Source organism: Dactylosporangium sp. CA-152071 (assembly GCF_050936335.1).
Classification (GTDB): Bacteria; Actinomycetota; Actinomycetes; order Mycobacteriales; family Micromonosporaceae; genus Dactylosporangium; species Dactylosporangium maewongense.
On the sequence record NZ_JBNJMZ010000001.1, the window covers coordinates 1,955,847 to 1,981,034 of the forward strand.

Annotated in this window: 25 protein-coding genes; 13 read left to right on the forward strand and 12 right to left on the reverse strand. The window is 74.3% G+C overall.

The features are described 5' to 3' along the window. The first annotated feature begins 52 nt into the window (after window positions 1–52). Window positions 53–1,321 (forward strand): barstar family protein, encoded by a 1,269-nt coding sequence (locus ACQEVZ_RS08390; RefSeq protein WP_433376686.1) that lies wholly within the window; start codon window positions 53–55, stop codon window positions 1,319–1,321. A gap of 528 nt (window positions 1,322–1,849) precedes the next feature. Here ACQEVZ_RS08390 and ACQEVZ_RS08395 read toward each other — a convergent pair. From ACQEVZ_RS08395 to ACQEVZ_RS08410, 4 genes are all read right to left on the reverse strand, one after another. Further along, window positions 1,850–2,809 (reverse strand): CehA/McbA family metallohydrolase, encoded by a 960-nt coding sequence (locus ACQEVZ_RS08395; RefSeq protein WP_433363562.1) that lies wholly within the window; start codon window positions 2,807–2,809, stop codon window positions 1,850–1,852. 32 nt (window positions 2,810–2,841) lie between these two features. Further along, complete coding sequence (locus tag ACQEVZ_RS08400; RefSeq protein ID WP_433363565.1) at window positions 2,842–5,661, reverse strand: AfsR/SARP family transcriptional regulator; 2,820 nt, start codon at window positions 5,659–5,661, stop codon at window positions 2,842–2,844. A gap of 91 nt (window positions 5,662–5,752) precedes the next feature. Further along, entirely contained in the window at window positions 5,753–6,298 is a 546-nt protein-coding gene (locus tag ACQEVZ_RS08405; RefSeq protein WP_433363568.1) for an RICIN domain-containing protein, read from the reverse strand. A gap of 110 nt (window positions 6,299–6,408) precedes the next feature. Beyond that, on the reverse strand, window positions 6,409–9,585 hold the full coding sequence (locus ACQEVZ_RS08410) for a BTAD domain-containing putative transcriptional regulator (RefSeq protein WP_433363571.1): 3,177 nt from the start codon (window positions 9,583–9,585) through the stop codon (window positions 6,409–6,411). 59 nt (window positions 9,586–9,644) lie between these two features. Between ACQEVZ_RS08410 and ACQEVZ_RS08415 the strand changes: the two genes are divergently transcribed. Then, window positions 9,645–10,043 (forward strand): hypothetical protein, encoded by a 399-nt coding sequence (locus ACQEVZ_RS08415; protein ID WP_433363574.1) that lies wholly within the window; start codon window positions 9,645–9,647, stop codon window positions 10,041–10,043. Between the two features lie 2 nt (window positions 10,044–10,045). Here ACQEVZ_RS08415 and ACQEVZ_RS08420 read toward each other — a convergent pair whose 3' ends face one another. Next, window positions 10,046–10,825 (reverse strand): ADP-ribosylation family protein, encoded by a 780-nt coding sequence (locus ACQEVZ_RS08420; protein WP_433363577.1) that lies wholly within the window; start codon window positions 10,823–10,825, stop codon window positions 10,046–10,048. A gap of 31 nt (window positions 10,826–10,856) precedes the next feature. On the opposite strand from ACQEVZ_RS08420, the gene ACQEVZ_RS08425 reads away from it, so the two are divergent. From ACQEVZ_RS08425 to ACQEVZ_RS08435, 3 genes are all read left to right on the forward strand, one after another. Continuing rightward, entirely contained in the window at window positions 10,857–11,966 is a 1,110-nt protein-coding gene (locus ACQEVZ_RS08425; protein ID WP_433363580.1) for a DUF7638 domain-containing protein, read from the forward strand. Window positions 11,967–12,205: 239 nt separating this feature from the next. Then, complete coding sequence (locus ACQEVZ_RS08430; protein WP_433363583.1) at window positions 12,206–12,715, forward strand: DUF4265 domain-containing protein; 510 nt, start codon at window positions 12,206–12,208, stop codon at window positions 12,713–12,715. A gap of 301 nt (window positions 12,716–13,016) precedes the next feature. Then, entirely contained in the window at window positions 13,017–13,592 is a 576-nt protein-coding gene (locus ACQEVZ_RS08435) for a hypothetical protein (protein ID WP_433363586.1), read from the forward strand. A gap of 271 nt (window positions 13,593–13,863) precedes the next feature. On the opposite strand, the gene ACQEVZ_RS08440 is transcribed toward ACQEVZ_RS08435, so the two are convergent. The 3 genes from ACQEVZ_RS08440 to ACQEVZ_RS08450 form a co-directional block, all read right to left on the reverse strand. After that, window positions 13,864–14,688, reverse strand: coding sequence for a M23 family metallopeptidase (locus ACQEVZ_RS08440; protein ID WP_433363589.1), 825 nt, complete (start codon window positions 14,686–14,688; stop codon window positions 13,864–13,866). A 67-nt stretch (window positions 14,689–14,755) separates the two neighbouring features. Next, window positions 14,756–15,490: a dienelactone hydrolase family protein gene (locus ACQEVZ_RS08445; protein WP_433363592.1), complete on the reverse strand. Its 735-nt coding sequence runs from the start codon at window positions 15,488–15,490 to the stop codon at window positions 14,756–14,758. Between the two features lie 10 nt (window positions 15,491–15,500). Beyond that, entirely contained in the window at window positions 15,501–16,226 is a 726-nt protein-coding gene (locus ACQEVZ_RS08450; RefSeq protein ID WP_433363595.1) for a DUF4261 domain-containing protein, read from the reverse strand. Between the two features lie 97 nt (window positions 16,227–16,323). On the opposite strand from ACQEVZ_RS08450, the gene ACQEVZ_RS08455 reads away from it, so the two are divergent. After that, on the forward strand, window positions 16,324–16,830 hold the full coding sequence (locus tag ACQEVZ_RS08455) for a GNAT family N-acetyltransferase (RefSeq protein WP_433363598.1): 507 nt from the start codon (window positions 16,324–16,326) through the stop codon (window positions 16,828–16,830). A gap of 135 nt (window positions 16,831–16,965) precedes the next feature. Here the strand turns inward: ACQEVZ_RS08455 and ACQEVZ_RS08460 are convergent, their stop codons facing one another. Together ACQEVZ_RS08460 and ACQEVZ_RS08465 are read right to left on the reverse strand one after the other, a co-directional pair. Further along, the gene (locus tag ACQEVZ_RS08460) at window positions 16,966–18,018 is read right to left on the reverse strand and encodes a tetratricopeptide repeat protein (RefSeq protein WP_433363601.1); all 1,053 of its coding nucleotides are present in this window, start codon (window positions 18,016–18,018) and stop codon (window positions 16,966–16,968) included. A gap of 134 nt (window positions 18,019–18,152) precedes the next feature. Then, the gene (locus ACQEVZ_RS08465) at window positions 18,153–19,001 is read right to left on the reverse strand and encodes an ATP-grasp domain-containing protein (RefSeq protein ID WP_433363604.1); all 849 of its coding nucleotides are present in this window, start codon (window positions 18,999–19,001) and stop codon (window positions 18,153–18,155) included. 17 nt (window positions 19,002–19,018) lie between these two features. Here ACQEVZ_RS08465 and ACQEVZ_RS08470 point away from each other — a divergent pair, with 17 nt between their 5' ends. Then, the gene (locus ACQEVZ_RS08470; RefSeq protein WP_433363607.1) at window positions 19,019–19,915 is read left to right on the forward strand and encodes a GNAT family N-acetyltransferase; all 897 of its coding nucleotides are present in this window, start codon (window positions 19,019–19,021) and stop codon (window positions 19,913–19,915) included. A gap of 98 nt (window positions 19,916–20,013) precedes the next feature. Continuing rightward, entirely contained in the window at window positions 20,014–20,721 is a 708-nt protein-coding gene (locus tag ACQEVZ_RS08475) for a peptidylprolyl isomerase (protein WP_433363610.1), read from the forward strand. A 25-nt stretch (window positions 20,722–20,746) separates the two neighbouring features. Here ACQEVZ_RS08475 and ACQEVZ_RS08480 read toward each other — a convergent pair whose 3' ends face one another. Continuing rightward, window positions 20,747–21,385 (reverse strand): class I SAM-dependent methyltransferase, encoded by a 639-nt coding sequence (locus tag ACQEVZ_RS08480; RefSeq protein WP_360568506.1) that lies wholly within the window; start codon window positions 21,383–21,385, stop codon window positions 20,747–20,749. A gap of 51 nt (window positions 21,386–21,436) precedes the next feature. On the opposite strand from ACQEVZ_RS08480, the gene ACQEVZ_RS08485 reads away from it, so the two are divergent. The 5 genes from ACQEVZ_RS08485 to ACQEVZ_RS08505 all read left to right on the forward strand — a co-directional run bounded on the left by ACQEVZ_RS08485 (window position 21,437) and on the right by ACQEVZ_RS08505 (window position 24,288). Beyond that, window positions 21,437–21,724: a hypothetical protein gene (locus tag ACQEVZ_RS08485; protein WP_433363615.1), complete on the forward strand. Its 288-nt coding sequence runs from the start codon at window positions 21,437–21,439 to the stop codon at window positions 21,722–21,724. A gap of 25 nt (window positions 21,725–21,749) precedes the next feature. Beyond that, window positions 21,750–22,007: a YciI family protein gene (locus ACQEVZ_RS08490; RefSeq protein WP_354900077.1), complete on the forward strand. Its 258-nt coding sequence runs from the start codon at window positions 21,750–21,752 to the stop codon at window positions 22,005–22,007. Between the two features lie 164 nt (window positions 22,008–22,171). Then, window positions 22,172–22,591, forward strand: a complete 420-nt coding sequence (locus ACQEVZ_RS08495; protein WP_433363618.1) for a hypothetical protein — start codon at window positions 22,172–22,174, stop codon at window positions 22,589–22,591. A 54-nt stretch (window positions 22,592–22,645) separates the two neighbouring features. After that, window positions 22,646–23,296: a sulfatase/phosphatase domain-containing protein gene (locus ACQEVZ_RS08500; protein ID WP_433363621.1), complete on the forward strand. Its 651-nt coding sequence runs from the start codon at window positions 22,646–22,648 to the stop codon at window positions 23,294–23,296. A 29-nt stretch (window positions 23,297–23,325) separates the two neighbouring features. Further along, window positions 23,326–24,288: a cellulose binding domain-containing protein gene (locus tag ACQEVZ_RS08505; RefSeq protein ID WP_433363624.1), complete on the forward strand. Its 963-nt coding sequence runs from the start codon at window positions 23,326–23,328 to the stop codon at window positions 24,286–24,288. Window positions 24,289–24,341: 53 nt separating this feature from the next. On the opposite strand, the gene ACQEVZ_RS08510 is transcribed toward ACQEVZ_RS08505, so the two are convergent. Beyond that, a complete protein-coding gene (locus ACQEVZ_RS08510) occupies window positions 24,342–25,139 on the reverse strand; it encodes a DUF1963 domain-containing protein (RefSeq protein ID WP_433363627.1) in 798 nt (265 codons plus the stop codon). Window positions 25,140–25,188 lie beyond the last annotated feature (49 nt).

The following is a 25,188-nucleotide window of genomic DNA, read 5'->3' on the forward strand; positions in this document are numbered from 1 at the left end:
ACCGGTGCGCCCCGTCGTGGCGTCTCCGGCGGGGTAGGGTCTCGGTGTGACGATGGGCGCCGGTCCCGAGGCGGTCCTGCCGGCCGAGCGGCGGCGGTGGACGTGGGAGCATCCGGTCGACCCGCGCTGGCTGCTCCTCGGTGACGTCGGCTTCGAGGGTACCTACGAGGACGACATCCCGCTGGCGCTGTGCGCGGAGATCGACGGACTGTTCGTGGATCTGCCGCCCCGGCCCCGGGAGGGGTTCACGCTCGTCGGCTGCGCCCCGGGCGGCGCGCTTGCCGACCTCCTCGACCGGCTGCCCGCCGAGGCGTTCGGCACAGATCAGGCCTGGCTGGGCGACGTCCACATAGCGGTGCCGCTGCCACCGCCGGGCACGTCGCCGCCCTGGTGGGGGGAGCACCTCGGCGACATCGTCGTGCTCGCGCAACGGCCGAGCCTCGCCGTGCCGGGAACCGTGGACATCGATCTCAGCGGCTTCGTCCATGTCTACGACCGCACGGACGCCGTGGTGCGTCCCGGCGAGGTGACCGAGTTCGTGGTCCAGGGCCGGGACGAGGAGCCCTACGGCACATGCCGGGACGTCACCGGCGTGTTCCGCGATCAGGCCGCACCACCCGTGCCGCAGATCCGGCTGCTCGGCTGCCGGCCGGAACCTCTGCTGCTGACCGCGCTCGGTGCGCTCGGCCAGTCGACCAAGGCAGGTCTGCGTCGCCGTCGCGTCCGCGCCGAGGTGTACGCAGTCGCCGCCGACGGTTCGGCCGACCAGATCATCGGTGCCGTGGTGTCCGGAACGGTCGCCGCGAGCGGGCCGTCACGGCTCGGTGCCGGGCTCGTCGACGTGACGGTCGACAGCGATCCGCAGGAGCCGCTGCCGACGGGAGTCCTCAGCATCCTGGAGCATTGGCACACCGGACGGCCCGCCGGGAAGAATCTGTGGGCCGGCTACGACCGGGAGCTGCGCCATCACTGGGCCGGCATGGCGCTCGCCCACCCGTCCGGTACGCCGGACCGGCCGGCCGGCACCACATACGACCTCGACGGCCGGTTCGTGACCGACATCGACGGGTTCTACTGCGCGATCGGTGAGGCGATCAACGGCCCGGGTGGATACTTCGGCTGGAACCTCGACGCCCTCGACGACTGCCTGTGCGGGAAGTTCGGCGCGCAGACACCGTTTCGCCTGGTGTGGCACGACTCCGCCGTCGCCCGCGCGCACCTCGTCGCCGGCTACGACCGGCGCCGGCTGGGCCCTGCCGTCACCATGGAATTTCTGCTGAACATGCTCACGACGCACCAGGTTGAGATCGACCTACGGTGAGCTGCAGGCCGACGCCGACAGCCGCGACGTCGCCCGGTCCCACCCGATGAGGGGCTGGAGTCAACGGCGCGGGCGCGTAGCCGTCCTCCACAGGGCCGGCATGCCGGTTCGGGCCGGTTCCACGGTGGTCGATGTCAAGGTGCTGGCCGGTCGGGGGGCGGAGGAGCGTTGCGATCACAGGTGTCTCATCGGCGGCGGAGTTCGGCAAGACTGGTGGCCGAGTCCGCGGTGGACGTGAAACGAGGTGCTCCGGGAGCGGGTCGAGACGTGTCGGCGGCTGGCGGTCGAGCAGGGCATTCCCGTCGTCGGTGACCCGGTGCCGTTGCCGCGGAACGCGGGGCTGCCGGTGGGGCTGTACGACGTGTTCGACCTGGTCGGCAGCGTCGACACCGGGATCTCCGGTTCGCGCCGCCTGCGGAGGTGCGCACCGACGAGGCGTGGCGGGATCGCGTCGTCGACGAGGAGTGTCCGCTGGGCGACCCGCCGGCGACCTGTTCCGGACCCGGTTGAAGCCCCGTCGCGGCGCTGCTACGTCAGGATGACCGGGTTGGTGAGTGCCGCCATGTGGCCGGTGGGATGGCGGACCTCGACGCGGACGAAGGTGGGCCGGTCGGTGGTGGACCAGGTCGCGGTGCCCGCGCCGGCGGGAGGCAGTGCCTCCTGGTGGGACCGGCCGCGGTCGGTGTGGAGGCTGACCGTGCCCGACGGCACGCCGCTCACGTGGACCTCCACCGTGACGGGTGCGCCGTCGACGGCGGGCAGGTGCTCGCCGATTCCGGCCTCGGACGGACCAGCGGTGGCGACCAGCGTCAGCTGGATCGCGGCGGACCCGGCGATCCAGCAGCGGCCCGCGCGTAGGGCGGCGAGCACGGCGTGCTGGGTGAGGTCCGCGGCGTGGACGACGGTCTGCGGGGTGCCGATCTGGCCGGCCAGGTGGGCGTCGCTGTTGCCGATCGCCGGTGTCCAGCGGCGGCGGTGGACACCGATCGCCAGGCCGCGGCCCCACTCCGCGAGGGCGGCCTCGTTGTCGGCGTTCCAGGGCAGGTCGGAGCTCCACTGCCCGTTCCACACCTCGACCGCGTCGAAGCCGTCGAACGGGTACATGAAGGTGCCCGCCGGGTACGGGGCGTGCGGGTGCGCCACGACGCACAGGCCGCCGGCCCGGTGGACCTCGGCGACGGACCGGTCGATCAGGTCGTCGCGGACGCCGTAGCGCCAGTCGGCGACGTGCCCGGGAGCCAGGCCGAGCGCCAGCCAGTGCCCGGTCTCGGTGACGACCTCCTGACCGGGGATGACCAGCAGGCCGTCGCCGGCGAGCCGCGACCACGGGTCCCGAGCCGTGTCCAGGTTGTGTTCGGTCACGGCGATGAAGTCGAGCCCGGCCGCCCGGGCGGCGGCGACGAGCTCCGCCGGCGTGAGCTCCCCACCATGCGAGCGCCGGGAATGCACGTGGCAGTCACCCCTGAACCAGTGCCGGTCCCCGGCCATACCGGCATCGTAGCCCCGCCGGAGCGTGCGCCTCAGACCGCTTGCAGCTTCCGGTTGACGTCGCCGGCGCGGGGGTCGCCGATCGCCTCGAAGTGCTGGAGGGCGCGGCGCCACGACACGGCCGCCCCGGCGCCGTCGCCGGCGGCGTGGTGGCGGTCGCCGGCGGCGACGAGGACGTCGGCGGCGGTGGCGCGGTCGCCGAGCTGCTCGAAGAGCTGGATCGCCTTGTCGTAGCAGCGGGTCGCCTGCTGGTGGTCGCCGAGATGGTCGTGGGCGAGGGCGAGGCTGTCCCACGTGCCCGCCTCGCCGTGCCGGTCGCCGACCTCCTGCAGCAGCTGCAGCGCCCGGCCGGAGAGGTCCAGGGTCCGCCGGTGGTCGCCGAGCTGGGCGTGCAGCCATCCGGCCGCGTTCAGGGTGCGGGCCTGCCACAGTACGTCACCCGCCGCCTCGAACAGGTCGAACGCCTGCTCGCTGTGGGTCAGGGCCTCCCGGTGCCGCTGCTGGACCTGCAGCATCCAGCCGATGTTGTGGTGGGTGCGGGCCTGGCCGACCGGGTCGCCCAGGGAACGGTAGAGGTCGATGGCCTGGTCGAGGTGCGTCGCGGCCTCGTCGAAGCGGCCCAGCCGGGCGAGGGTTCGGCCCAGGTCGCGGTGGACGTGCGCGCGGCCGAGGACGTCGCCGACGCGCAGCAGGGCCGCGAGGGCCGCGGCGGAAGTCGCGATGAGGTCGTCGAAGCGGCCCAGCCAGTCGAGGTACGTGGTCAGCGTCCACGCGAGCCGCCACACGTGCTCGTCGAGGCCCTCGGCGGCGCCGCCGTGCACGGCCGCGAGCAGGACCGCGTCCTCGGCGGTGAACCACGCCATCGCCTCGTCGCCGCCGCGGACCTTGATGACCGTGACGCCGTCGGCGGGGCGCGGCAGCCGCGTCGGCGGGCGGCCGGTGTCCAGCTGCATGACCGCCGCGTGCGCGGTGTGCAGGTAGTGGTCGAACATCCTGAGGACGGCGGCGGCCCGGTCCGCGGAGACCTGTTCGGCGGCGTAGCTGCGCAGCAGGTCGTGGAAGCGGAACCGGCCGGGCGTGTGCTCGGTGAGCAGGTTCGCCTCGACGAGCTCGGCCAGCAGCGCCCGCGCCCGCGGCAGCCCGACGCCGGCGAGGCTGGCCGCGGCCGGCACGCCGAGATCGGGGCCCGGGTGCAGGCCCAGCAGGCGGAACATCCGCGCCCCGTCGTCGGTCAGCGCGCGGTACGACCAGGAGAACACCGCCCGCACGTCGGTGCTCGTGTCGCCGCCGTCGAGGGCGTCCAGTCCGCCGGCCGTGTCGCGCAGCTGGGCCGCGTGCGTGGCGAGCGACGTGCCCGGACGGGTCGCGGCGTGCGCGGCGGCGATGGACAGCGCGAGCGGCAGCCGCGCGCACCGCTGCACGATCTCCGCGACCGCGGCGGGCTCCGCGGCGGTCCGGGCCGCGCCGAGCCGGAGGGTCAGCAGTTCGCGCGCCTCCCCCGCCGTCAGCAGGTCCAGCGCGAGCGGCACCGCGCCCTCGGCCGCGACGAGCGGCGTCAGCTGGTTGCGGCTCGTCACCAGGACCAGGCAGCCGGGCGCGCCGGGCAGCAGCGGGCGGACCTGGTCTGCGTCGCGGGCGTTGTCGAGGATGATGAGGACCCGCTTGCCGGCGAGGATGCTCCTGTACCGGGTGGCCCGGTCGTCCAGCCCGGCCGGGACCTGCTCCCGTGGCGTCCGGAACGCGTGCAGGAAGCCGCTCAGCGCCTCCGCCGGGTCCATCACGGCGCCGCGCTGGTCGAAGCCGCGCAGGTTGACGTACAGCTGACCGTCGGGGAACCGGTCCGCGACCCGGTGCGCCCAGTGCACCGCGAGACTGGTCTTGCCGACGCCGGGCGGGCCGGACACGGCACAGACGACCGTGGTCCGCGCTGCCGCCGCCTCCTGCACGAGGGCGTCCAGCCGGGCGAGGCGCTGCGCGTGGCCGGCGAACCCGCGCACCGCCAGCGGCAGCTGCGCCGGCGCGGCGGGTGCGGCGGCGGTGACCCGCGACGCGGTCAGGTCGAGCGCCGGGTCCTGCCGCAGCACGGCCGCCTCGAGGTCGCGGAGGTGCTGGCCCGGGTCCAGCCCGAGCTCGGTCGCGAGCGCCTGCCGCAGCCGCTGGTAGGTGGCGAGCGCGTCGGCGGGGCGGCCCGACCGGTACAGCGCGAGCATCAGCTGCCCGTGCAGCCCCTCGTCGAGGGGATGGTCGCGGGTGAGCCGCTCCAGGTCGGGCACGAGCTGCGCGTGCTCGCCGAGCTGCAGCCGGCACTCGGCGAGCGCCGACTGGGCGTGCAGGCGCAGCACCTCCAGCCGCTCGGCCTCCGCGTCGAGGCCGGTCTGGCCGGCGATGTCCTCGAGCGGCCTGCCGCGCCACAGGGCGAGGGCCTGTTGCAGCACGCGCACCCGCTCGGCGTGCTCGCCCTGCGCGGAACCCTGCGCGGAACCCTGCGCGGAACCCTGCGCGGAACCCTGCGCGGAACCCTGCGCGGTCCCCTGCCGGATGAGCCGTTCGGCGACCGCGACGTCGGTGGCGTCGTCGCCCGGCAGCGCCAGCACGTAGCCGGGCGGACGGGCCACGATGGTGTCCCGCCCGCCCAGCACCTGCCGCAGGTACGACACGTGCCGCTGCAACGTGTTCATCGCCGTGGCCGGCGGGTCCTCACCCCAGACCGCGTCGATCAGCCGGTCGGTGCTGACCACCTCACCCCGGCCCACCGCCAGCGCCGCGAGCACCGCCTTGCGGCGCAGCCCGGGCACCTCGCGGGGCACCCCGGCCTGCGTCACGTCGATCGGCCCGAGGAGCCTGACCTGCATCGTGTCCCCCACACCCCTTCAACGACCGGTAAACGGTAGCCGCAGGTGTGGCGGTGGAGGGACCCGTCGGTCGGTGACCTGACAGCCGGTATCAGGCGCCCACGATCCGCCACACCTGCGAGTTGGCCCCCGTCCACGGCCGCGTGACGGCGCGGAAGTCCTGCGCGCTGGACACGTACGCGTCGAGGTACCGGCCGCTGCTCACCTGCTGCACCGTGTAGAACGCGCCGCCGTAGTCCTGCAGCCGCCACAGCTGGGTGCTGTCGAACGTCTGCCGCGGCCGCGTCACGACCCGGTAGTCGAGGCTCGCGATCTCGTGCGCGTCGAGGAACCGTCCACTGCTGGCCTGCTGCAAGGTGTACAGCCCACCGCCCACGTCCGTCAGCCACCACTTCTGCGTGTTGTCCGTCTGGTACGGCCTGGTCACCACGTTGTAGTCCTGCGAGGCGATCTCGTGCGCGTCGAGCAGCCTGGCCCCGCCGTCCTGCGCGAGGATCACCAGCCTCGGCGCCGCAGCGACCTGCGCCGCCTGTTGCTGTGTCGCCGCCGACGCACTGGTCGCCGCCCCGAAGAGCACGGCACCCGCCGCCGCGAGCACGACGACCACCCGCCAACCGGCGCTGCGCTTCGCTTTCATGGCCTACCTCCGTCTGGTTCCGCCGGCCGGACCCACCCGGCCGATCTCCCAGAAGGCTGACCGCCACCCCTGAAACGCTGCTGAAACCCGCTCACGCCAGGTGCCGAGGGTCAGGCCGATCCGGCTCGGGGGTGCTGGAGGCGGTGCAGGAGGAGGTGGGCACCCTGGGCGGTGGCGGTGGCGGCGCCGGTGTGGAGGTCTTCCTGGTTGGCGGTGGCGAGGCCGCGGACGCGGAGGAGTTCGGCGGTGAGGACCTGCTCGCCCATGGCCGCGGCGGCGGTGAGGCCTTCGGTGGCGAGGGTGGCGGCGGTGGTGCGGTCGCCGGCGGCGAGGTGGGCGTCGGCCATGGCGGCGATGGAGATGGTCCTCGTGGCGCGCAGGCCGAGGCGGTGGATCGCCTCGCCGGTGGTGCGCATCGTGGCGAGGGCGGCGGGTGTACCGGTGTGCACGGCCGCCCAGGCCGCCACGAAGTCGCCGGTGGTGACGAAGTGGGGCATGCCCTGGCGGGCGCCGATCTCGCGGCAGCGCCGGGCGGCGGCGAGGCCGGCGGGGACGTCGTGCTCCTGCAGGGCGGTCCAGGCGGCGTACAGGGCGGCGTTGGCCCGGCCGTACGGGTCGTCGCAGCGCTCGGCGAGTGCCGCGGCCGAGGCCAGGTCCTCCCGGGCGGCGGCGGGCAGGCCGCGCAGCGAGCGGACGAGGGCACGGAAGTTGTACGCGGCGAGGGCCGGGGTGCGGCCCGCCTGCGAGCGCAGGTGGCGGGGGTCGACGGCGGCGAGGCGGTCGACGGCGGTGCTGAGGTGCTCGTCGGCCTCGGCGAGGCGGCCGGTGAAGTAGCAGGCGACACCGAGCAGGTACGGGCCGGCGGCGGCGAGAAGCTCGTCCGAAGGCGCGCCCGCACCGAGCGGCTCGCGCGGAGGCGCGCCTGCACCGAGCGGGTCCTCCGCGGGCGCGCCGGAGTCGTTTGACGCCCCCGCGGATGGGGCGGAGGCGAGCAGTTGGCGGGCGAGGTCCTCGGCGACCGTGTACTCGGCGCGGTTGCAGGCGACCTCGCCCAGGGTCCACAGCGCGGCGCGCACGTCGGTGCCGGTGCCGGTGTACGGCAGCAGCCACCTGGCCCGGGCGGCCGCCTCGGCGACCACGTCGCTGCCGACGCCGACGGTGATCTGCAGCAGCGCCGCCCGGCGCAGCTGCACGTCCAGCTCGGCGGCGGCCGCGCCGGGGGACGTGGCGGCGTGCGGCGCGAGCTGGTCGGTGGCGCGGGCGAGGTGGGCGAGCGCGTCCTCGTACGCGAGGCGGCGCGCGGCGTCGTCGGCGGCGCGCACCGTCCAGCGCAGGAAGTCGCCCGCGTGGCCCAGGCCGATCGACCGTCCATAGTGGAACGCGATCTCGCCCGCGGTGAGCGCGCCGGGGTACGGGTCGGCGGCCGCGGACGCCAGGCGGGCGTGCAGGGCGGCCCGTCGCGCCGCGGGCAGCTCGGCGTACGCGACCTCGGCGAACAGCGGGTGCCGGAACCGGACCGCGCCGGGGCCGGCCTCCGTGACCAGCTGCGCCGCGGCCGGGCCGGCGAGCAGCTCGGCGGCGGAGGCGCCGGTCACGGCGGCGAGGAGCCGCAGCTCCAGGTCCCGTCCGGCGACGCCGAGCACGTCCAGGCACTCGCGGGTGACCGCGTCGCGGACGCCGTCCAGGCGTAGCCGCACGGCGTCGCGGACGCTCGGCGGCAGCCGCTCCCCCGGCGCGCCGAGGACCTCGGTGAGGAAGAACGGGTTGCCGCCGGTGCGCTCCGCGAGCCGCCGCACCACGTCGTCCGGCGCGGGTGCGCCGGTGCGGGCCGCGACCAGGTCGGCGACCCCGGCGGGGTCGAGGCCGGCGAGGCGCAGCTGCCCGGACCCGGCGCCGCGGGCGAGGTCGTCGAGGGTCTCCACGAGGGCGGGGTCGCGCTCGTACGGGCGCAGCGTCGCCACCACGAGCGTCCGTCCCGTGTGGATGGTCGTGGCCAGGAACCGGGTCAGCAGCAGCGAGTCCGGGTCGGCCGCGTGGAGGTCGTCGAGGACGAGCACCAGACCGGAGGGGGCGGCGGACGTTCGTACCAGCGCCGAAACCGCCTCGTAGGCGCGGAACCTCGCCGCGGGATCGGGTGCGACGTCCACCGTGGACGGTCCGCCGACGAACCCGGTGAGGGCCGCCGCGGGAGGCTCGGCGTGCGGGAGGGCGAGCAGTCCGCGCACGATCTGACTCCACAGCCAGAACGGCGGCGCCTGCCCGACGGCGGGGCAGCGGCCCCACACCACGGGGACGCCGGCGGCCGCGGCCCGGTCGGTGACGGCGGTGGCCAGGGTCGTCTTGCCGATGCCCGCCTCGCCGACGACGGCGACCATCCGCCCGCCGCCGCGCAGCGCCGCCCCGAGATGCTCGCCGAGGACGGCCAGCTCGGCGCCCCGCCCGACGAAGCCGGCCGGCCGCGCCTCCCGCCCGGCGAAGCCGGCCGGCGCGGCTTCGTGTCCGATGTGGACGGTCGACCCGGCCTCGGGGACCGTGTGGCTGAGGATCCGGTGGTGCAGCTCGCGCAGCGCCGCGCCCGGCTCGACGCCGAACTCGGTGGCCAGGAAGCGGCGGCCCTCGTCGTGGACGGCGAGGGCCTCGGTCTGCCGGCCCGCACGGTACAGCGCGAGCATCAGCTGCCCGCGCGCCGACTCCCTGGCGGGTTGTTCGGCCACGAACCGCCGCAGGTCGGGCAGGACCGCGAGATGCCGGCCCCCGGCGACGGCGGCGGTGCAGCGGCCCTCCTCGACCGCCAGGCGGGTCTCGGCGAGCCTGGCCACCTCGGCGTGGACGGCCGACAGGTCCCCGGCGGGCGGGTCGCCGCGCCAGAGCGCGAGGGCCCGCGTGTAGTCGCGTTCGGCGGTGGCAGGGTCACCGGCGGCGAGGGCCCTGGCGCCCGCCTCGGCGAGCGCGACGAACTCCGCGGCGTCGACCGATTCGGGCGGCACGCGCAGCTCGTAGCCGCCGGCGTGGCCGACCACGACCGTGCCCTGCGCCCGCGCACCGCGGCCCGGCTCGAGCGCCCGGCGCAGCGCGGCGACGTAGCTGCGCAGCGTGACCTGTGCGCTCGGCGGCGGGTCGCCGTCCCACAGCGCGTCGGTGAGCCAGCCGGTGCTGTTCACCCGGTTGGGTCGCAGGAGCAGCAGGGTCAGCAGCGCCTGCTGCTTGGGACCGCCGACCGGCACGGCCGCGCCGTCGCGGGACACCAGGAGCGGCCCGAGTATCGCGAACCGCACGCTCCCGGACATGACCGGTCGAGCATAGCGTTGTGCCACAATGGGTCGCATGCGACGACTCCGAAAGGCGCATGGCGCGTAACGCCCCGGGCGCCGGCCGCGTGACACCGCGGACGCCCACCATCGACGGCCTGTCGAGCCGAGCCAACGCGGCGATCCAGGCCCTGCGCCCCCGCATCGGCGATGTCGGCGGCGCGCTCCGCACCTACCGGCGCGAGATCCGGCAGGCGGGCCGCTGGATCGACCTGGCCGGCCAGTGCCCCAGCCCGAGCTGCGACATCAGCTTCCAGCGGGACATCCTCGAGGCGGCGCTGCACGCCCTGCCCCGCGCCGCCGCCCGCGAGCTGCGGCGCCTCGTCGCGGTGCTGGACGAGGAGTTCCTGCGCAAGACGCTGCCCGACCCGTGGGCCGCCACCCGCGGCCCCAGGCACGCGCGGGCCTGGTGGCGGCAGCGTCTCGAAGACCGGTGACGTCAGCGCGGCTGCAGGACGTCGACCGACGGCAGGTCACGGTTGGCGGCGTGGACCTCGGCGATGCCCGCCAGGGCGTCCCGGCCCAGCGCACGGTAGGCGCCGGCGAGCAGTTCGACGGCTTCTCGCCGGTGCCGGTCGGCGTCCAGCCAGTGCAGCTCCCGGCCGAGGACGAGCGCGAACGCGGGCCTGCCGGCGGCGAGCTCCGCCGTCGCCTCGGCGATCCAGCCGCGGGTGCGTTCCTCGTCGCCGCGGGACGCGTCGTGGCGCGCCTCCATCTCCCCGACGCGCGGGTCGCCGCTGTCCGGCGGGAGCACCGCGCCGAGCGTCACGCCGCCCGGGGGCCGCCGCGCGTCGGCCCAGCGCGGCGGTCCGTCGGCCGCGCACGCCGCGGCGTCGGCCGCGTCGAACCAGTCGAGCACGGCCCGCAGCGGGTACAGCGTCCAGTACCGCTCGGGGTCCTCGTCGTCGTCGAGCGCGTCGTCGAGCACGCGGCGGATCTGGGCGAGGCCCGTCGGGGCCTTCGCCGTCCACGTCTCCGCCGAGTCCCTCGCGTAGTTGTAGGCGACGAACGAGGGCAGCTCGGCCGGGTCGTCGTACCAGAGGCCGTAATGCAGCCCGTCGCTGCCGCCGCCGAGGATCGTCACCAGCTCGGCCGGGTCGCGGCGGAACCGGCAGTGCAGCCGCTCGTCGAGCCCGTCGCGGCCGGCCCGCTCCAGTCCGCCGTCGGCGAAGTGGTCCAGGACGCCCCAGCCGATGAGCCGCATGGCTTCGCTGGTCACGGACCGCACTCTACGGCCGTACACTTCGCCGGTGGCGCTCAGGAGGACGTACCGCTTCGTCGACGGCGAGCGGATCGAAGGCACCTGGCGGCCCATCTTCATCCGCAACGGTGACACGTACTTCCTGACCGAGCTGTTCGTCTTCGCCGACGGCGTCATCGACTGCTGGGGCTGGGTCGACCTCGACGGCCTGCGCGAGAAGCTGGCGTCCGGCTGGGTCGCCACGCGGCTCGAGCCCGGCGCGGAGGCCAGCGCCCATGAGCTGGCGGACTGGCGGATCGAGGAGCCGGAGATGTGGGTGACCGCCGATGGCCTCCTGGGTGAGGTCGCCGACCTGATCGACGAGCTCAACGACCGGCCCGACTCCACCGGCCGCTGCCGGCAGGCGCTGGACCGCTACCTGGAGACGCGGACGGAGGCGGACCGGGTGGCGCTGCGGGAGGCGTACCTGGCCGTCCCGGAACACCTGCGGATGTTCACCCTGGGCGACATGGACGCGAAGGACTGGCCGCTGCAGGTGCTGTGCACCCAGGTCGGCGAGCCCACACCCCGCGGCGCGGTCGTCACCCCGGCGATGCACGCGCAGGCGGACGAGTACTTCGCCGACCGGGCCAGGGCGACGGCCCGGCGGCACGGCGGCCGATCCGTCGACGGCCCGCAGGACGCCACGGTCATGCTGGCATGGCTCCCCGGCACCTGGCCCCAGGCGCCGGGCATCGAGTGGCTGCGCAACGAGTACCCGGTGCCGGTCACCGTCGCCGGGTCGACGTACGCCAGCGCGGTGCACGCGTACTGGGCCCTCGCCACCACCGACGAGGCGGCCCGCCACGCGATCCGCGCCGCGGCGACGGCGATGCTCGCGGAACGGACCGCCAGGACCGCGCCGCTGCGCCCGGACTGGCCGCTCGTCCGCGCCGCCGCGATGCACACGGTCCTGCGGGCGAAGTTCACCCAACACCCGGCCCTCGCCGACGTCCTCGTGGCGACCGGCGACGCCCGCATCGACTACGGCAGCGACTCCTTCGGGCACGGCGGCGGCCCCGACACCCGGAACTGGGTCGGCCGCCTGCTGGAGCTCGTCCGGTCGGAGCTCGTGGCCGAGCGGGCCGGCTTCCTCGGCTCCTCCCCGGCTGCCGGGTAGCCCCGCGCCGTGATCACGATGCGTCCGGTCATCGAGGTGCCGCCGTGGCCCGCGGCGGCGACGGCGCCCTGGTCGAGGCTGGACCTCGGGCCGTGGTGCACCGACGCGCAGGTCGGGCTGTTCGTGGCCGGGCAACCTCCCGGGGTCCGACGACTTCAGCAAGCACTTCCGCGAGGCCCTCACCAAGCAGTGGGAAAGGTGAAGGCGCAGCAGCACTGAGAAGGCACCGGTCGCGGATCATGTCGGGTGTGACGACGGATTCCGTGCCGCACGAGCGGCCTGTGGGCGACGCGATCAAGATCTGGTTCAAGTTCGTGCCGCGCGAGGGCTGGTTGCCGCATGACACCGAAGGCTTGTGGGCAACCCAGTTGAGCGAGGACACGGCTCGGGTGGACAACGTGGCCCTCCTGCAGAACGGTGTTGCGCAAGGTGACATCGTCCGGTTCGGGACCGACGCCGAAGGCTTGCGGTGGGCGACCGGCCGGGTGCAGGCATCCGGGCATTGCGTTGTCCGTGTGCTTCCGGTGCCTTCCGGGCCGCTGGGCCCGAGCGCCCAGGCCGTCCACGCCGCGTTCAAGCGTTTCGGCCTGGGCGGTGAGGTCTTCAGCGCGGAGTTTCCGCTGGTGGCGTTCGACGTGCCCGTCGACGCCGACTTCGGAGAGATCAAGCGGGTGTTGGTGGAGGGCGAGTCGAACGGCTGGTGGCATTTCGAGGTGGGCTGCGGCACCGACCGCTGGTGGAACGCGTAGGTCGACGCGTTCAAACGCCGCGTGGCCTGGCCCAGGGTGGCAGCGGTCGGCCGCGACCTCACGATCACGGCACCGCAGCGACGCCCGAGCACTGTGTGTCGGCCGGATGTTGTCGGCGGTTGATGTCTGCTGACCTTGGCCTTGCCCAGGGCTTCTCATCGGTTTGTCGCCGACTTCTACTCGTCGATCTGTTGTTCTGAAGTGCGTTGCATGTCGCGGTTCGCGTGGCATCGGAGCATGGGCTGGTTGCGGCGAACCGGGGGGTGGTCGCTGCGCAGTGGGTTCCAGATAGGGTCTGCGGGTGGACGGTCCGGATGGCCAAGCTCCCCCGAGCGGGCATATTGATCTTGATCTGAGCGACGATCCGTTGCCGCGGCGGCCAGTCGGGCTGCGGCGGCGTTGGACGTCGCTGCGGGTGTCCGCTTCTGGCGTCGTGGTGCTGGTGTTGATAGGCGGGTTGATCGGCGCGGCACTCGGGCGCGCTTGGGCGCGATGGGAGCAGCGAAAGCTGGAGTCGGCGCGGGTTTCATTGTTCGTTGCGGTAGCGGATCTCTCGACGACCACGGGCTCCAACGGCCGGGTCTCGATGGAGGGAAGCGTGGCGGTCGCGAACGGGGGTCCACTGCCGGTGGAGGTGTCGGGTCCTGCGAGCGGGGACTTTCGAGTGTGGGGTCAGCAGCGGGTCGCAGCAGGTGGGGCTGCGCGGTTTCCGGCGAACCTGACGGTTGTGTGCGCCGCCGGCGTCGAGCAGCAGCCGCTGCCGCTTGCGTTGGTGGTGGTCACGGCCGACGGTGTGCGACGGTCGGTGGATGTGAAGGTCGAGTTGGTCGGGACCTGGAAGGAGATGGTGACGCAGGACTGCCAATCGCCGAGCTGAGAGTCCGCGTTCTGCCGTCATTCGGCTGTCCCGCTGGCGTTGGGCAGGCTGTTGTTGGTGATCGAGTCAGGTCGACAGCTGCCGGTCCGGCTGTCGTGGCGGGCTGTCCTGACGTTTGGTTGCCGGCCCACGTGTCGCACCGCTGTCCGTTTTGACCTTGGGTTGTGGCGGCCGATCCAGCAGAGGCGCGTGGCGGTCGAGTAGGTGCCGGATGTCGGGTTCATCGAGAACCCACAGAAGTGACGTCAGGCGACGGGGGCGCCGGCGGTCCTCATGAAGGGGACGGGGTCGATGGCGTTGAGGCGGGTGGCGGGGCGGCCGTAGTGGACCTCGAATGCAGGTGGGGGCCGGAGGAGTTGCCGGAGGTGCCGACGTGGCCGATGGTCTGGCCGGCGGTGACCTGCTGGCCGACGGTGACGTCGGGCTGGCGGACCATGTGGCAGTACCGCGTGACGATGTCGCCGGCGTGGTGGATCTCGACGTACCAGCCGCAGCCCTTGATGCTCGGTGAGCCGTCGACGTCGCAGGACGGGCCGGAGGTGTTGCACACGACGGTGATGACGGTGCCGGCGGCGGCGGCGCGGATCGGGGTCTCGCGGGCGGCCATGATGTCGATGCCGTCGTGGGTGGGGCGGGAGACGGTGCGGAAGCCGCTGGTGCCCTTGCCCGGCACGGGGTTGACCCAGGTGCCGACGGGCACGGCACCCGTGGGCGGCACGATCAAAGACGGCGTGGCCGATGGTGTGACCGACGGGGACGCGGAAGGCGCCGGGGCCGGGCATGCGGGGACGGTCTTGCGGCGGGAGACGTAGGCGTCCGAGACGTAGGCGCCGCTGGTGAGCCGGTCCCAACGGTCGGTGGTGCGGACGCGGCCCTTCGTCTTCGGGCCCCGCACGGAGCAGACCAGCGACAGCTTCGCGCCGTTGCGCAGGCTGCCGACGGCGGGTGCCGCGGGCGTCGGGGCGGAGCGCACCGCCAGCTTCACCTTGCCGGAGGAGACGGTGCCCGGCACGGACGAGGAGGCCGCGAGCGCGGTTGAGCCGAACGCCACCAGGGCGGCGCCCGTCAGACCCAGCACCGTCAGTTGCCGCCGCATGCACCACTCCGTCCGTCGCCGGTCACGTCACAAGTGAGCGTGCGGGCGGCGGGGTGCGGGACGGTTGCTACAGCGTGGTGAAGAAGGAGATGGCCGCCGTCAGCGCCTGGTCGGTGAGCACCGGGTCGTGGCGCGGGCCGACGTCGCGCATGAACGCGTGCTCGCCGCCGGCGTAGACGTGCAGCTCCGCATCGTGCAGGCCCGCGTCGTACAGTGCGGCGATGATCCGCAGGCGGGCGTCGGCGGGCACGTGCGGGTCCTGTGAGCCGAACACGAGCATGAGCCGCCCCCGGATCTCGGCGAGGGAGCCCAGGGTGCCGGCGTCGGGGTCGGCGCCGAGCGCACCGTTGTGCAGGCCGGTCGGGTAGAAGCAGACCGTCGCGGCCACGCGCGGGTCGAACGCCGCCCGGAACGCGAGGTGCCCGCCGATGCAGAACCCGGTCGCGAACAGGGTCGTCGTGTCGGGGCGTCCGTCGAGGTACGACAGGACCGCCACCCGGTCGGCGTCGAACGAGGCGGTCGTGGTGGCCGCCGCGCCGGCGAGGCCCGCCTGCTTGCCCGCGTCGTCGAACTCGAGCGCGACGCCGGCCAGGTCGCCGTCCGGGTAGATCTCGGGGACGCAGACGACGAAGCCGGCCGAGGCGAGCCGCCGCGCGGTCCGCAGCGTCGACTCCGTCAGCTGGAAGATGTCGGTGTACAGCAGGACGCCCGGCAACGGACCGTCGCCGGAGGGCCGCAGCACGACGGCCCGGACCGGCCCGCCGGGCGCCGGCACCGACACCTCGTCCTCACGCAGCTTCATGCCGGTGACCTTACGCGGCGCCGTCCGGCGTGATGGTCAGGACCGGCCGGTCCGGCGCGGCGAACGCGGGTCCGGCCTCGACCTTCCACCGCTGGTGCGGGGTCAGGCCCGGCACGACGTCGCCGGCCTTCAGGCCGCGGCCGTCGATCATCGAGGAGGCGGTCGCCGCCAGGTACGCGGACAGGGCCTCCGGCGGGAGCGCCCCGCACACGCACTGCAGGTCGGGCAGGCCGAGCGGGCCGAGCCCGAGGGTGTCCAGCAGGTACCGGCCGGTGACGTCGTGGTGCCGCACGTTGACCACGCCCACCTCGGAGCCGGGTGGCGTGGCGAGCCGGCTCGACGGCCACCAGACCGCGACCGGTGCCGTGTCGTCGGCGAGGGTACGCACGACGGCGGTGAACGCCCGCACCCGGTCGGCGGGGGCGAACGACGTACCGAAGATCTCGGTGACCGTCACCGTGCGTGTCACCCCGGCCATCACCTCCGCCGCCTCCGCCCAGCCACGGGTGTGGGCGAGGTCCCGGCGGCCCTGCGACACCGCCGGCCGCCCGAAGCTGACCAGGAGCCGGATCGGGTCGGGCGCGGTGAGCTCCGGGAAGCCGACCATGTACCCGCCGCCGCGGCTCGTGCCGTCGGTGAGGGTGGCGGACGGCCAGTACCGCCGCAACGTGGCCGGCGAGGGACGCAGGCGCACCGCGCCGGTGTAGCACAGCTCCGCCGCCAGTCCAGCGCTCATCGGGTCCCTCGGGCTCGTCGGGTGGCTCGCATCATGCCACGCCCGCGCCGCCGGGAATGCGATGGCGGCGCGTGGCGGACCGGCCGATGATGGCCGGGTGACCGCCGTCTCCGAGACCAGCCTGGCCGTGACCGTGGTGCCACCGGCGCACCCGCGGGCGCGGGCGGCGCTGCGCGCCTACTACCACGACATCGGCGGGCGGTACTACGACCGCCCGATGACGGAGGTGGAGGTCGACACGATCCTCTCCGAGGACCCCGACGAGGACCTGCAGCCGCCGACCGGCTGGTTCTGGGTCGCGACCGTCGGCACCACGGTCGCCGGCTGCGTCGGCCTGCGGTACGTCACCGAGGACGGCCACCGGGTCGGCGAGCTGACCAGGGTCTACGTCTCGGACAAGGTCCGCCGGCAGGGCCTCGGCGGAAGGCTGATCACCGTCGTGGAGCAGCAGGCCCGCACCGAGGGTGTCACGTCCCTGCGGCTGGACGTGCGCACCGACCTGGTCGAGGCCCGCGCCCTGTACACGCGGCACGGCTTCCACGAGGTGCCCGCGTTCAACGACAGCCCGTACGCCGGCCACTGGCTCCGCAAGTCCCTCCAGTGACCGGGTCTCGGTGGCACTGGGTGGGTTGCACAGCAGCTGAGCCATCTCTCCGTCCTGACGTTCGTCGGCGGAAAGCCCCCGATGCGAGGGTTGGTTCGGCTCGTACCGCGGACCGCCGAGACGATGCCATGGCCGCTACGCGGGGCGTGTGAGGCGGGCGAGGTTGCGCCGGGCGGCGGTCGTTTCGGGGTGGTGGGGTCCGTACCGCGTGGCGTACGCCTCGGCGAGGTCGGTGAGTGCGGCGGTGGCGTTGGTCTCGTCGCCCTGCAGCAGCATGATGCGGGTCAGGCCGGCGAGCGCGGTGAGGTGGTGCGGGTCGAGGGGGTCGCTGAGCTCGGTGGCCCGTTCGTAGGCGCGGTAGGCGCCCATCAGATCGCGCTGCTCGCGCAGCACCATCGCCAGGTCGTTCAGAGCCGGCGGGGTCGTGGCGGCCTGTTCGGAGAGAGTGCGGGCGGCTCGGAGGTCGCCGGTGGCGAGGTGGGCGGTCGCGGGGTCCTGCGGGGCGGACTGGCGCCGGGCGATGCGCGCGTCCGGGTGGGACGCGCCGAACAGGTCCTCGTACAGGGCGGCGACCGTGTCGTGGCGCGGGGTGGGGTCGGTCCTGGTGACGCCGTTCAGGGCGGCGACGGTCTCCGGGTCGGCGTCGCCGAGCAGCCGGCGGCAGCGTTCGAGGGTGTCGCGGTAGCGGGCGGCCGCCGCGGCCCGGTCGCCGTGCGTCAGCAGCGCCGCGGCGAGGCCGTTGGCGGCGGCGATCGTCGGTGGCGCGTCGTCGCCCTGTTCGCGCTGGTTCAGCTCGTACGCCTCGCGCCACACCGCGACGGCCTGGCCGGTCTCGCCGAGGGCGAGGTGGGCGGCGGCCAGGCACTGCTGGAGTTCCGCGGTGAGGTCCCCGCCGCCCCGGCGGAGCGCGCTGGCGAGGCGGGTGGCGGCGCCGGCGTGGTCGCCGCGTCCGGCCCGGTCGAGGGCGTCGGTGTACAGGTCGTGGACGGCGTCCTCGGTGCGCCGCTCCGCCCGGCGGGCCCGCACCTCGCGCCACTTCAGCCAGGCGACGCCGGCGGCGAGCAGCGCCACCACGGCGAGCACCCACGGGCCGAGGCCGTCGACGAGCGCGGCGACGAGGCACGCGATGGTGCCGCCGGCGACGAGCGCCACCAGGACCGTCAGGACACCGTCGCGCCGCCTCCGCATCGGGTCATCATGACCGCCGGTGCTGCCGTGGGCCGACGGCTGCGTCGTACATCCGCCACCGACGCTGTCCGGTCCGCAGCAGGGCGACGGCGGTCGATCTCGCGAGGCCGGCCGCCCGCGAGGGTGGTGTGGCGTCACACCACGGCCGCGACGAACTCCTCCGGGTCGACGGTGCCGGGCCGGTCGCTGACCTGACCGTCGCCGAGCTCGATGACCCGCCACACGCCGTCGGACCGCAGCGCCAGGTCGACCGTGACGAACGGCAGGCCCAGCGCGGCGACGAGCGGCGCCACGGCGGCCAGGTCGAGATCCGCGGGCGGCAGGTCGTGCGGCGTGTCCGGGTGCGGGCCGACCAGCCTGCACGCGCCGCCGACCCACCAGGTGCGGACCTCCGCCTTGCTCAGCTCCTCGAACCGGCGCAGCACGAACCCGCCGGTGAACTCGTCGTCGCGCAGCTCCCGGAACCGTTGCGCGACCGCCCACGCCGCGGCGGTGTCGGCGAGGTCGGGGATGAACGCGGCCTCGTGCCAGTGGTGCTTCATCGACTTCGTGTAGTCGCGCAGGACCGCCGCGCCGTTGCCGAGGTCGCCCGCGGCCCGCTCGAACGCCTCGCGCTCGTCGCCGGCCGTCCACACCGAGCGTGGGGTGACGTCCGCCAGGGCGGCGTACCAGCCGGGGAGCTCATGCGCCTGCCGGTACTGCGCGGCGCTGGTCCGCAACGTGACGCCACGGTCCCGCAGGGCTCCGGCGAACGCCGCGTACTGCTCGGAGCGCAGCATCCAGCCGCGGTAGACGGCCTGCCGTTCGCCCGCCTCGACGCGGGCCACGGCTCGCCGCGCCCCGTCCGGCGTGCTCAACGCGTCGTGGTCCACCACCGCCACGTCCAGGCCCGCCTCGCGGGCGGCGCCGGCCTCCGGGGCGAAGTGCCCGTCGGGTCGGCGGGGGCGCAGCGGATCCGCCGGTACCAACACCATCGTCGACATCTGGATACCGTACGCGGATGGTCACACTCGAGTTCACCGCCGACGCCGCCGAGTTCCTCGCCGCGGCCGGGGACCACCTGGCCGCCGACCCCGTCCTGAACACCGTCGTGACCGCGAACGCGCACAAGCCCCGCACCTGGCCCGACGGCGGCCCGCCCGCACACTTCTGGTGGCTCGTCGCGCGCGACACCTCCGGCGCGGTGGTCGGGGCGGGTATGCGCACCGCCCCGATGGCGCCGCATCCGCTGTACCTGCTGCCGATGCCGGCGGACGCCGCGGTCGAGCTCGCCCGTGCCCTGCACGCCCGCGGCGAGGAGACCCTGGGTGTCAACGGCTCGCTGCCCGCGTCGCAGGTGTGCGCCGCCGAGCTGGCCCGCCTCACCGGCGGCCGGGCCGAGGTCCTCATCCACACCCGGCTGCACGTGCTCGGCGAGCTCGTCCCGCCGCGCCCCGCGCCGGGCCGCCTGGCCCCGGTCCCCGCCTCCGCCGTCGACCTGGTCGTCGAGTGGGTCACCGCGTTCATGGGCGACGCCGACGAGCAGGCCGGTCGCCCCCGCGGCACGGGTATGCACGCCATGCCCGACCGCCAGGAGCTGCTGCGCCGCATCGACGACGGCCTGCTCTGGTTCTGGCTCGACGGCACCGGCCGGCCGGTCAGCCTCGTCGGCGCCACCGCACCCACGTACGGCGTGGTCAGGATCGCCCCCGTCTACACCCCGCCGGACCAGCGCGGCCACGGCTGGGCCAGCAACGCCGTCGCCGAGGTCTCCCGCCACCTCCAGTCCACCGGCGACCGCGTCTGCCTCTTCACCGACCAGGCCAACCCCACCTCCAACAAGATCTACGCCGCCCTCGGCTACCGCCCCGTCGTCGACATGGCGAACTTCGGCATCACCGGGGTTGTCCGGAGTTGACCGCCCGAGGGGCGTCGCCCCTACCGGACAACGACGGATGCCCGCATGGTCGGAAGGGTCGCGGCGGACGGCGCCGCGCTTTCCGAAAGGAACCAGCCGTGAAGCGACTCACCCAGGCGCTCGCCGCGCTGCTCGTCACGGCGGGCCTGGCCGGCTGCACCGGCCAGCCGCAGGCCGCCCGGCGGGTCGCCACGCCCGCGGCACCGTCGCCGGCCGCCACCGCCGAGTGCCGATGGTCCCCGGTCAACCCCGACAACAAGGCGAACACCAAGGATGTCGGCACACCCCCGGGCACGGTCCCCAGCGGCACCATCGCGACCATGACCTTGACGACCAACCTCGGCACCATCGAGATCACGATGGACGCCAAGGTCGCCCCGTGCGCGGTGGCGAGCTTCGCCTACCTGGCCGGCAAGCAGTTCTTCGACGGCAGCCGCTGCCACCGCCTGGGCACCACGGAAAGCCTGTCCATCCTGCAGTGCGGCGACCCGTCCGGCACCGGCACGGGCGGCCCCGCGTACCAGTACGCGGAGGAGAACCTCGGCCCCAAGGCCGGCTACCTCCGCGACACGGTGGCCGTGTCCCGCTGGGAGGACCCGGGCACCAGCGGCAGCCAGTTCTTCATCAACTATGCCGACAACCCGGGAATCCCCGCGAACTACAGCCTGATCGGCATCGTCACCAAGGGCATGGACATCGTCAAGCAGGTCGCCGCCGCCGGCGTCGTCCCCGAGACCAGCTACCACGGCGACGGCACCCCGAAGCTCACCCTCACCCTGCAACACGTGACGGTCGCCTACGTCTGACACACCGGCGCCGGCAGCACGTGTCTCATGTGCGGCGGGCGAGGAGGTAGGACTGGGGGGTCGACTCGCCCTGTTCGGCGGGGCGGGTGGCGCGGAAGAGCGTGGTGAAGCCGGCGGTGGTGAGGTGGTGGGCCATCTCGTCGGCGGGCAGCCAGTACGCGTCGAACTCGACGCCGGCGGTGCGGCCGGCGCGGCGGAGGGTGCCGTCGCCGTCCTTGAAGGCCGTCACCAGGTGGCCGCCCGGCTTGACGACGCGGGACAGCTCGCCGAAGGCAGGCGCGCGGTCCTCGGGGGCGAGGAAGATCAGCGAGTACCAGCAGACGACGCCGGCGAGGGAGGCGTCGGCGAACGGCAGGTCGCGCAGGTCGGCGACGGCGAAGGGGAAGCCCGGGTGGTCGCGCCGGGCCACCCTGACCATCTCCGGGGACAGGTCGACGCCGTGCGGGGACAGGCCGTGGGCGGACAGGTAGGGGGCGAGCCGGCCGGTGCCGCAGCCGACGTCGCCCACGTCGGGGCCCAGGTCGGCGGCGAGGGTCAGCTCGCAGAACAGGCCGAGCACCGCCCGCTCGACCGGCATCCGGTCCAGCTCGCCGGCCAGGCCGTCGGCGTAGATCTCGGCCAGGACGTCGTGGGCGGCTCGCAGCTCATCGGTCTTCGCATCCACGGACGAAACCTTAGCCACCCGGGGTGGACGCCGTCTGCGACGCTGGGGCGCATGACGACGCCGGCGCCGCGGCCGACCCGCGCGGAGCTCGAACGGTGCTTCGTGGCGGTGCTGGGCGGCACCCGGTCGCGCGAGGACGTGGCCGCGTGGGCGGCGCCCTGGCACGCGCGCCCCGACGCGGGCGTCGCCGCCGACCAGGTGGTGTGGCTGGCGCTGTCGATGCTGTCCGGCGTCGACACGCGGATCGTCCCGGACGGCCCGTACCTGCACCCCGACGAGCAGGTGCGCCAGTGGCTGGACGCGTTCCGGCAGGTCCGCGCCACCTCCCCCGACCCGTGAGCGGGTCCTCCCCTACGATGGCCGCGTGTACCTGCTTGAGCTTGCCTTCGACGGGAGTCCCGACCGGCTGGCGGTGCGGCCCGCGCACCGGGAACGGCTGCGGGTGTTGCACGAGGCCGGGCGGGTGGTGATGGCCGGGCCGTACTCGGACGAGACCGGCGCGCTGCTGCTCTTCGACGTGACCGCCGAGGAGTTCGAGGCGATCATCGACGACGACCCGTACTACCGGGCGCCCGGCGTGACGATCGTGCGCCGCCACGAGTGGGTCCCGCTGTTCCGCTGACCGTCACGACGAACGGTCGACGGGCAGGCCGAAGGCGGGGACTGGGCGACCGGCTCGCCGCCGCACCCGTCCGTAAGGGCGCCACCCCGCTCGGCTCGCATCCCTTCGTGCACCTGGTGCACAGCGACCCGTTCGGAGGCACCGTCCGGCGGTAACGTGTGGCGATGGCGGCGCGGGAGTCCGGTCGGGGCGCAACGGTGCTGTCGGCCGTCGCCGCCGTCACGTACTTCCTGCTGGCGAGGTACGGGCCCGGGTGGTGGCGCGGCGCGCGACTCGACGGCGTGGACGCGCCGCTGGATCTCGGCTGGCTGCACAACGGGTTCGCGTGGCTGGCGCAGTACGCCGGGGCGGCGCTGTCCCTGCTGTTCGGCGCGGCGGCCGTGCTGCTCGTGCTGGTGGCGGTGGCCAGGGTCGACTCGCCGCGGCTCGACCGGGTCGTCGCCGCCGCCCGGACGGCGCCGGCGCTCGCGTTGCTGGCGGTGCCCGCCCTCGCCGTCGCCTGGTTCCTCGCCACGCAGGTCGCGCTGCTGGTCGCGCCCTTCCTCGGCATGTATCACGGGGAATACCACCCCGCCGTCCCGTAGCGGCTACCTTGTAGCACAGCGTGTTGCAGCGGATACCTGGAGTGCGCGATACGGGTGGCGGCGTGGGCTGTGGCGGTGGTGGCGGCGGCCGGTCCGGTCGCGCCCACCCATGATGTACGGGCGGCGGCGCCGCCGGGTCGGCCGAACGTGTTGCTGCTGCCCATGGACGACGCGCGGACCGGGCAGACGTTCGCGATGCCGAAGGCGCTGGCGTGGCTGTCGGACAACGGCAAGCTGTTCGGCGAGCACGGGCTGCCGGAGAAGTTCATGCCGTACCTGCAGGCCGAGCGCGTCCCGCTGCCGATCTCGTGGCCGGGGCACATCCCCGCCGGCAGCGACCGCCGGCTGGCCGCGAACCTCGACATCACCCCGACGGTGCTCGCCGCCGCCGGTCTCACCCCGTCGTTCCAGGTGGACGGGCGCGACCTGCTGGCACCCGGCGACCGGCGGGCGCTGCTCACGGAGTACTGGCGGGACCCGGCCAACGGTGCGGGCATCCCGTCGTGGGCGTCGACGGTGGTGCCGGGGCGCTACCGGTACACGGAGATCTACGACGACGCGTTCACCGTCACCGACCGCGAGTACTACGACCTGGCCCGCGACCCGTGGCAGCTGACCAACCCGCTCCAGGACGGCTCGACCCGCCCCGCGCTCGCCGCCGCCCTCGCCCGCCAGCGGACCTGCACGGGCCGCGACTGCCCCTGAGTTGCGGCGCTCGCGTATCGTCCATTCACATGAGTCGATTCTTAGCGAGGGCGGCCGTCGTGGCCGGCATCCTCGCGATCACGCTCAACCCCGTGGCCGCCGGTGCCGCCACCGTCCCGACGGCCGCGTTCTCCCAGGACAGCACGTGGCCCGCGGGCTACGTGGGCCGCATGACCGTCACCAACGGCGGCACGACCGCCCTGACCTGGCGGGTCGAGTTCGACCTGCCCGCCGGCACGACCATCGGCAGCTCCTGGGACGCCACGGTGACCCGCTCCGGCAGCCACTACGTCGCCGTCGGCGCGTCGTGGAACGCGAGCCTCGCCCCGGGTGCGTCGACCAGCTTCGGCTGGGTCGCCGCCGGCCAGGGCACGCCGCAGGGCTGCCTGCTCAACGCCGCCCCGTGCGACGGCCGCCCACCGTCGCGCGACGTCCGCCCGCCGTCGACCCCGACCAACCTGCGCGGCACCGCACAGGCCAGCTCGTTCGTGCTCACCTGGTCCCCCTCGACCGACGACCGCGCCGTCACCGGCTACGAGATCTACTCCAACACCTCCACCGCCCCGATCGCGACCGTCACCGGCACCAGCTACAGCATGCCGACGCCCCCACCGATGGTGATGTCGTTCGGTGTACGGGCGATCGACGCCGCCGGCAACCGCTCCCCCTTCGCCACGGTGGGCCTGGGCACGCCGCCGGACACCACCGCCCCCAGCCAGCCGACGGGCCTGGCATTTCGCGGGGTGACCGACGGCTCCTGGACAGTCGTCTGGACCGCCTCGACCGACAACCAGTTCGTCGCCGGCTATGAGGTCGCCCTCAACGGCACGGTCATCAGCCTGGTCGGCAACACCACCGCCTACGTCCCCTACACCGGCTACGGCACCTACTTCGTCGCCGTCCGCGCCTTCGACGGTGCCGGCAACTTCTCCACCCGCGCCCAGGTCGGCATCGCCGTCGACCCGCCGCCCCCGCCGCCGCCCGGCTCCTGACCGTCGTTCACGGGGCGCGCGCCACCGCCGCCGCGCGCCCTCAGCCCCTCCGTTCAATGACACTGCACGACGCCCCTGACGCGCCCGAACTCCCCGGCGACCAGGTCCTGCCGGCGGATCCAGTAGTACAGCCGGCCGACGTCCCCCCACATCCACCCGGTGACGCCGTCGGAGTCCACCTGCAGCAGCACCCAGTCGCCGTCATCCGGCCGTGCGGGGTCCTGGATGAACTCCGGCCAGCCGAAGACGCGGTGCATCGGCGCCTCCGCTCTCCCGTACAGCGCATCCATCCCGGCGGGCTGCCGCTCCCACAACGGCTGGACGACTGCCTCCGACTCGTCCGGGATCGTGAGCACCCGCCGGCCCGCGCAGGCCACCGCCGGAAAGGTCGCGACTCCCTCCGGCGTCGCCACCGGCACCGCGGTCCCCGCGTCCACCATGACGACCCGCCACCACTGCGGGTCGCTCGGGTCGTTCTCCCACCCGCCCATCTCCACGGCGTCGTAGAAGAACGCCAGCAGCACCCCCACCGGCAACGCGTCCAGCCCGAGGGCCTCGTTGACCTCGTCGCAGTCCAGCTGCACGATCAGCGACAGCGCCCGCCCGCCGTCCGTCCGCGGCCAGACGAACCACTCGTCTCCGAGCGCGACCCCACCGAGCCGCGTGCCCCGGAACCCCTCCCCGCACGCCGAACCGCCCGCCGGGCCGCACACCGAACCGTGCGCCGGGCTGCACTCCAAACCGTGCGCCGGGCTGTGCGTCAGGCGGACCGACGGCAGCGCATGCGCCATCACCGCCGCCCACAACGCCTCGTCGTCGTCGCCATCGACACCGTCACGGACCTCGGTCATGCCCGCCGTCCGTCTCCGGCCGCGGCCGGGCCGCCGGCTGGATCGGGGC

Bases quoted from the DNA above. Each gene is read 5' to 3' on its own strand.
- ACQEVZ_RS08390 (WP_433376686.1), top strand. From the start codon at position 53: ATGGGCGCCGGTCCCGAGGCGGTCCTGCCGGCCGAGCGGCGGCGGTGG.
- ACQEVZ_RS08395 (WP_433363562.1), bottom strand. From the start codon at position 2,809: ATGGCCGGGGACCGGCACTGGTTCAGGGGTGACTGCCACGTGCATTCC.
- ACQEVZ_RS08400 (WP_433363565.1), bottom strand. From the start codon at position 5,661: ATGCAGGTCAGGCTCCTCGGGCCGATCGACGTGACGCAGGCCGGGGTG.
- ACQEVZ_RS08405 (WP_433363568.1), bottom strand. From the start codon at position 6,298: ATGAAAGCGAAGCGCAGCGCCGGTTGGCGGGTGGTCGTCGTGCTCGCG.
- ACQEVZ_RS08410 (WP_433363571.1), bottom strand. From the start codon at position 9,585: ATGTCCGGGAGCGTGCGGTTCGCGATACTCGGGCCGCTCCTGGTGTCC.
- ACQEVZ_RS08415 (WP_433363574.1), top strand. From the start codon at position 9,645: ATGGCGCGTAACGCCCCGGGCGCCGGCCGCGTGACACCGCGGACGCCC.
- ACQEVZ_RS08430 (WP_433363583.1), top strand. From the start codon at position 12,206: ATGTCGGGTGTGACGACGGATTCCGTGCCGCACGAGCGGCCTGTGGGC.
- ACQEVZ_RS08440 (WP_433363589.1), bottom strand. From the start codon at position 14,688: ATGCGGCGGCAACTGACGGTGCTGGGTCTGACGGGCGCCGCCCTGGTG.
- ACQEVZ_RS08445 (WP_433363592.1), bottom strand. From the start codon at position 15,490: ATGAAGCTGCGTGAGGACGAGGTGTCGGTGCCGGCGCCCGGCGGGCCG.
- ACQEVZ_RS08450 (WP_433363595.1), bottom strand. From the start codon at position 16,226: ATGAGCGCTGGACTGGCGGCGGAGCTGTGCTACACCGGCGCGGTGCGC.
- ACQEVZ_RS08460 (WP_433363601.1), bottom strand. From the start codon at position 18,018: ATGCGGAGGCGGCGCGACGGTGTCCTGACGGTCCTGGTGGCGCTCGTC.
- ACQEVZ_RS08465 (WP_433363604.1), bottom strand. From the start codon at position 19,001: ATGTCGACGATGGTGTTGGTACCGGCGGATCCGCTGCGCCCCCGCCGA.
- ACQEVZ_RS08470 (WP_433363607.1), top strand. From the start codon at position 19,019: ATGGTCACACTCGAGTTCACCGCCGACGCCGCCGAGTTCCTCGCCGCG.
- ACQEVZ_RS08485 (WP_433363615.1), top strand. From the start codon at position 21,437: ATGACGACGCCGGCGCCGCGGCCGACCCGCGCGGAGCTCGAACGGTGC.
- ACQEVZ_RS08495 (WP_433363618.1), top strand. From the start codon at position 22,172: ATGGCGGCGCGGGAGTCCGGTCGGGGCGCAACGGTGCTGTCGGCCGTC.
- ACQEVZ_RS08505 (WP_433363624.1), top strand. From the start codon at position 23,326: ATGAGTCGATTCTTAGCGAGGGCGGCCGTCGTGGCCGGCATCCTCGCG.
- ACQEVZ_RS08510 (WP_433363627.1), bottom strand. From the start codon at position 25,139: ATGACCGAGGTCCGTGACGGTGTCGATGGCGACGACGACGAGGCGTTG.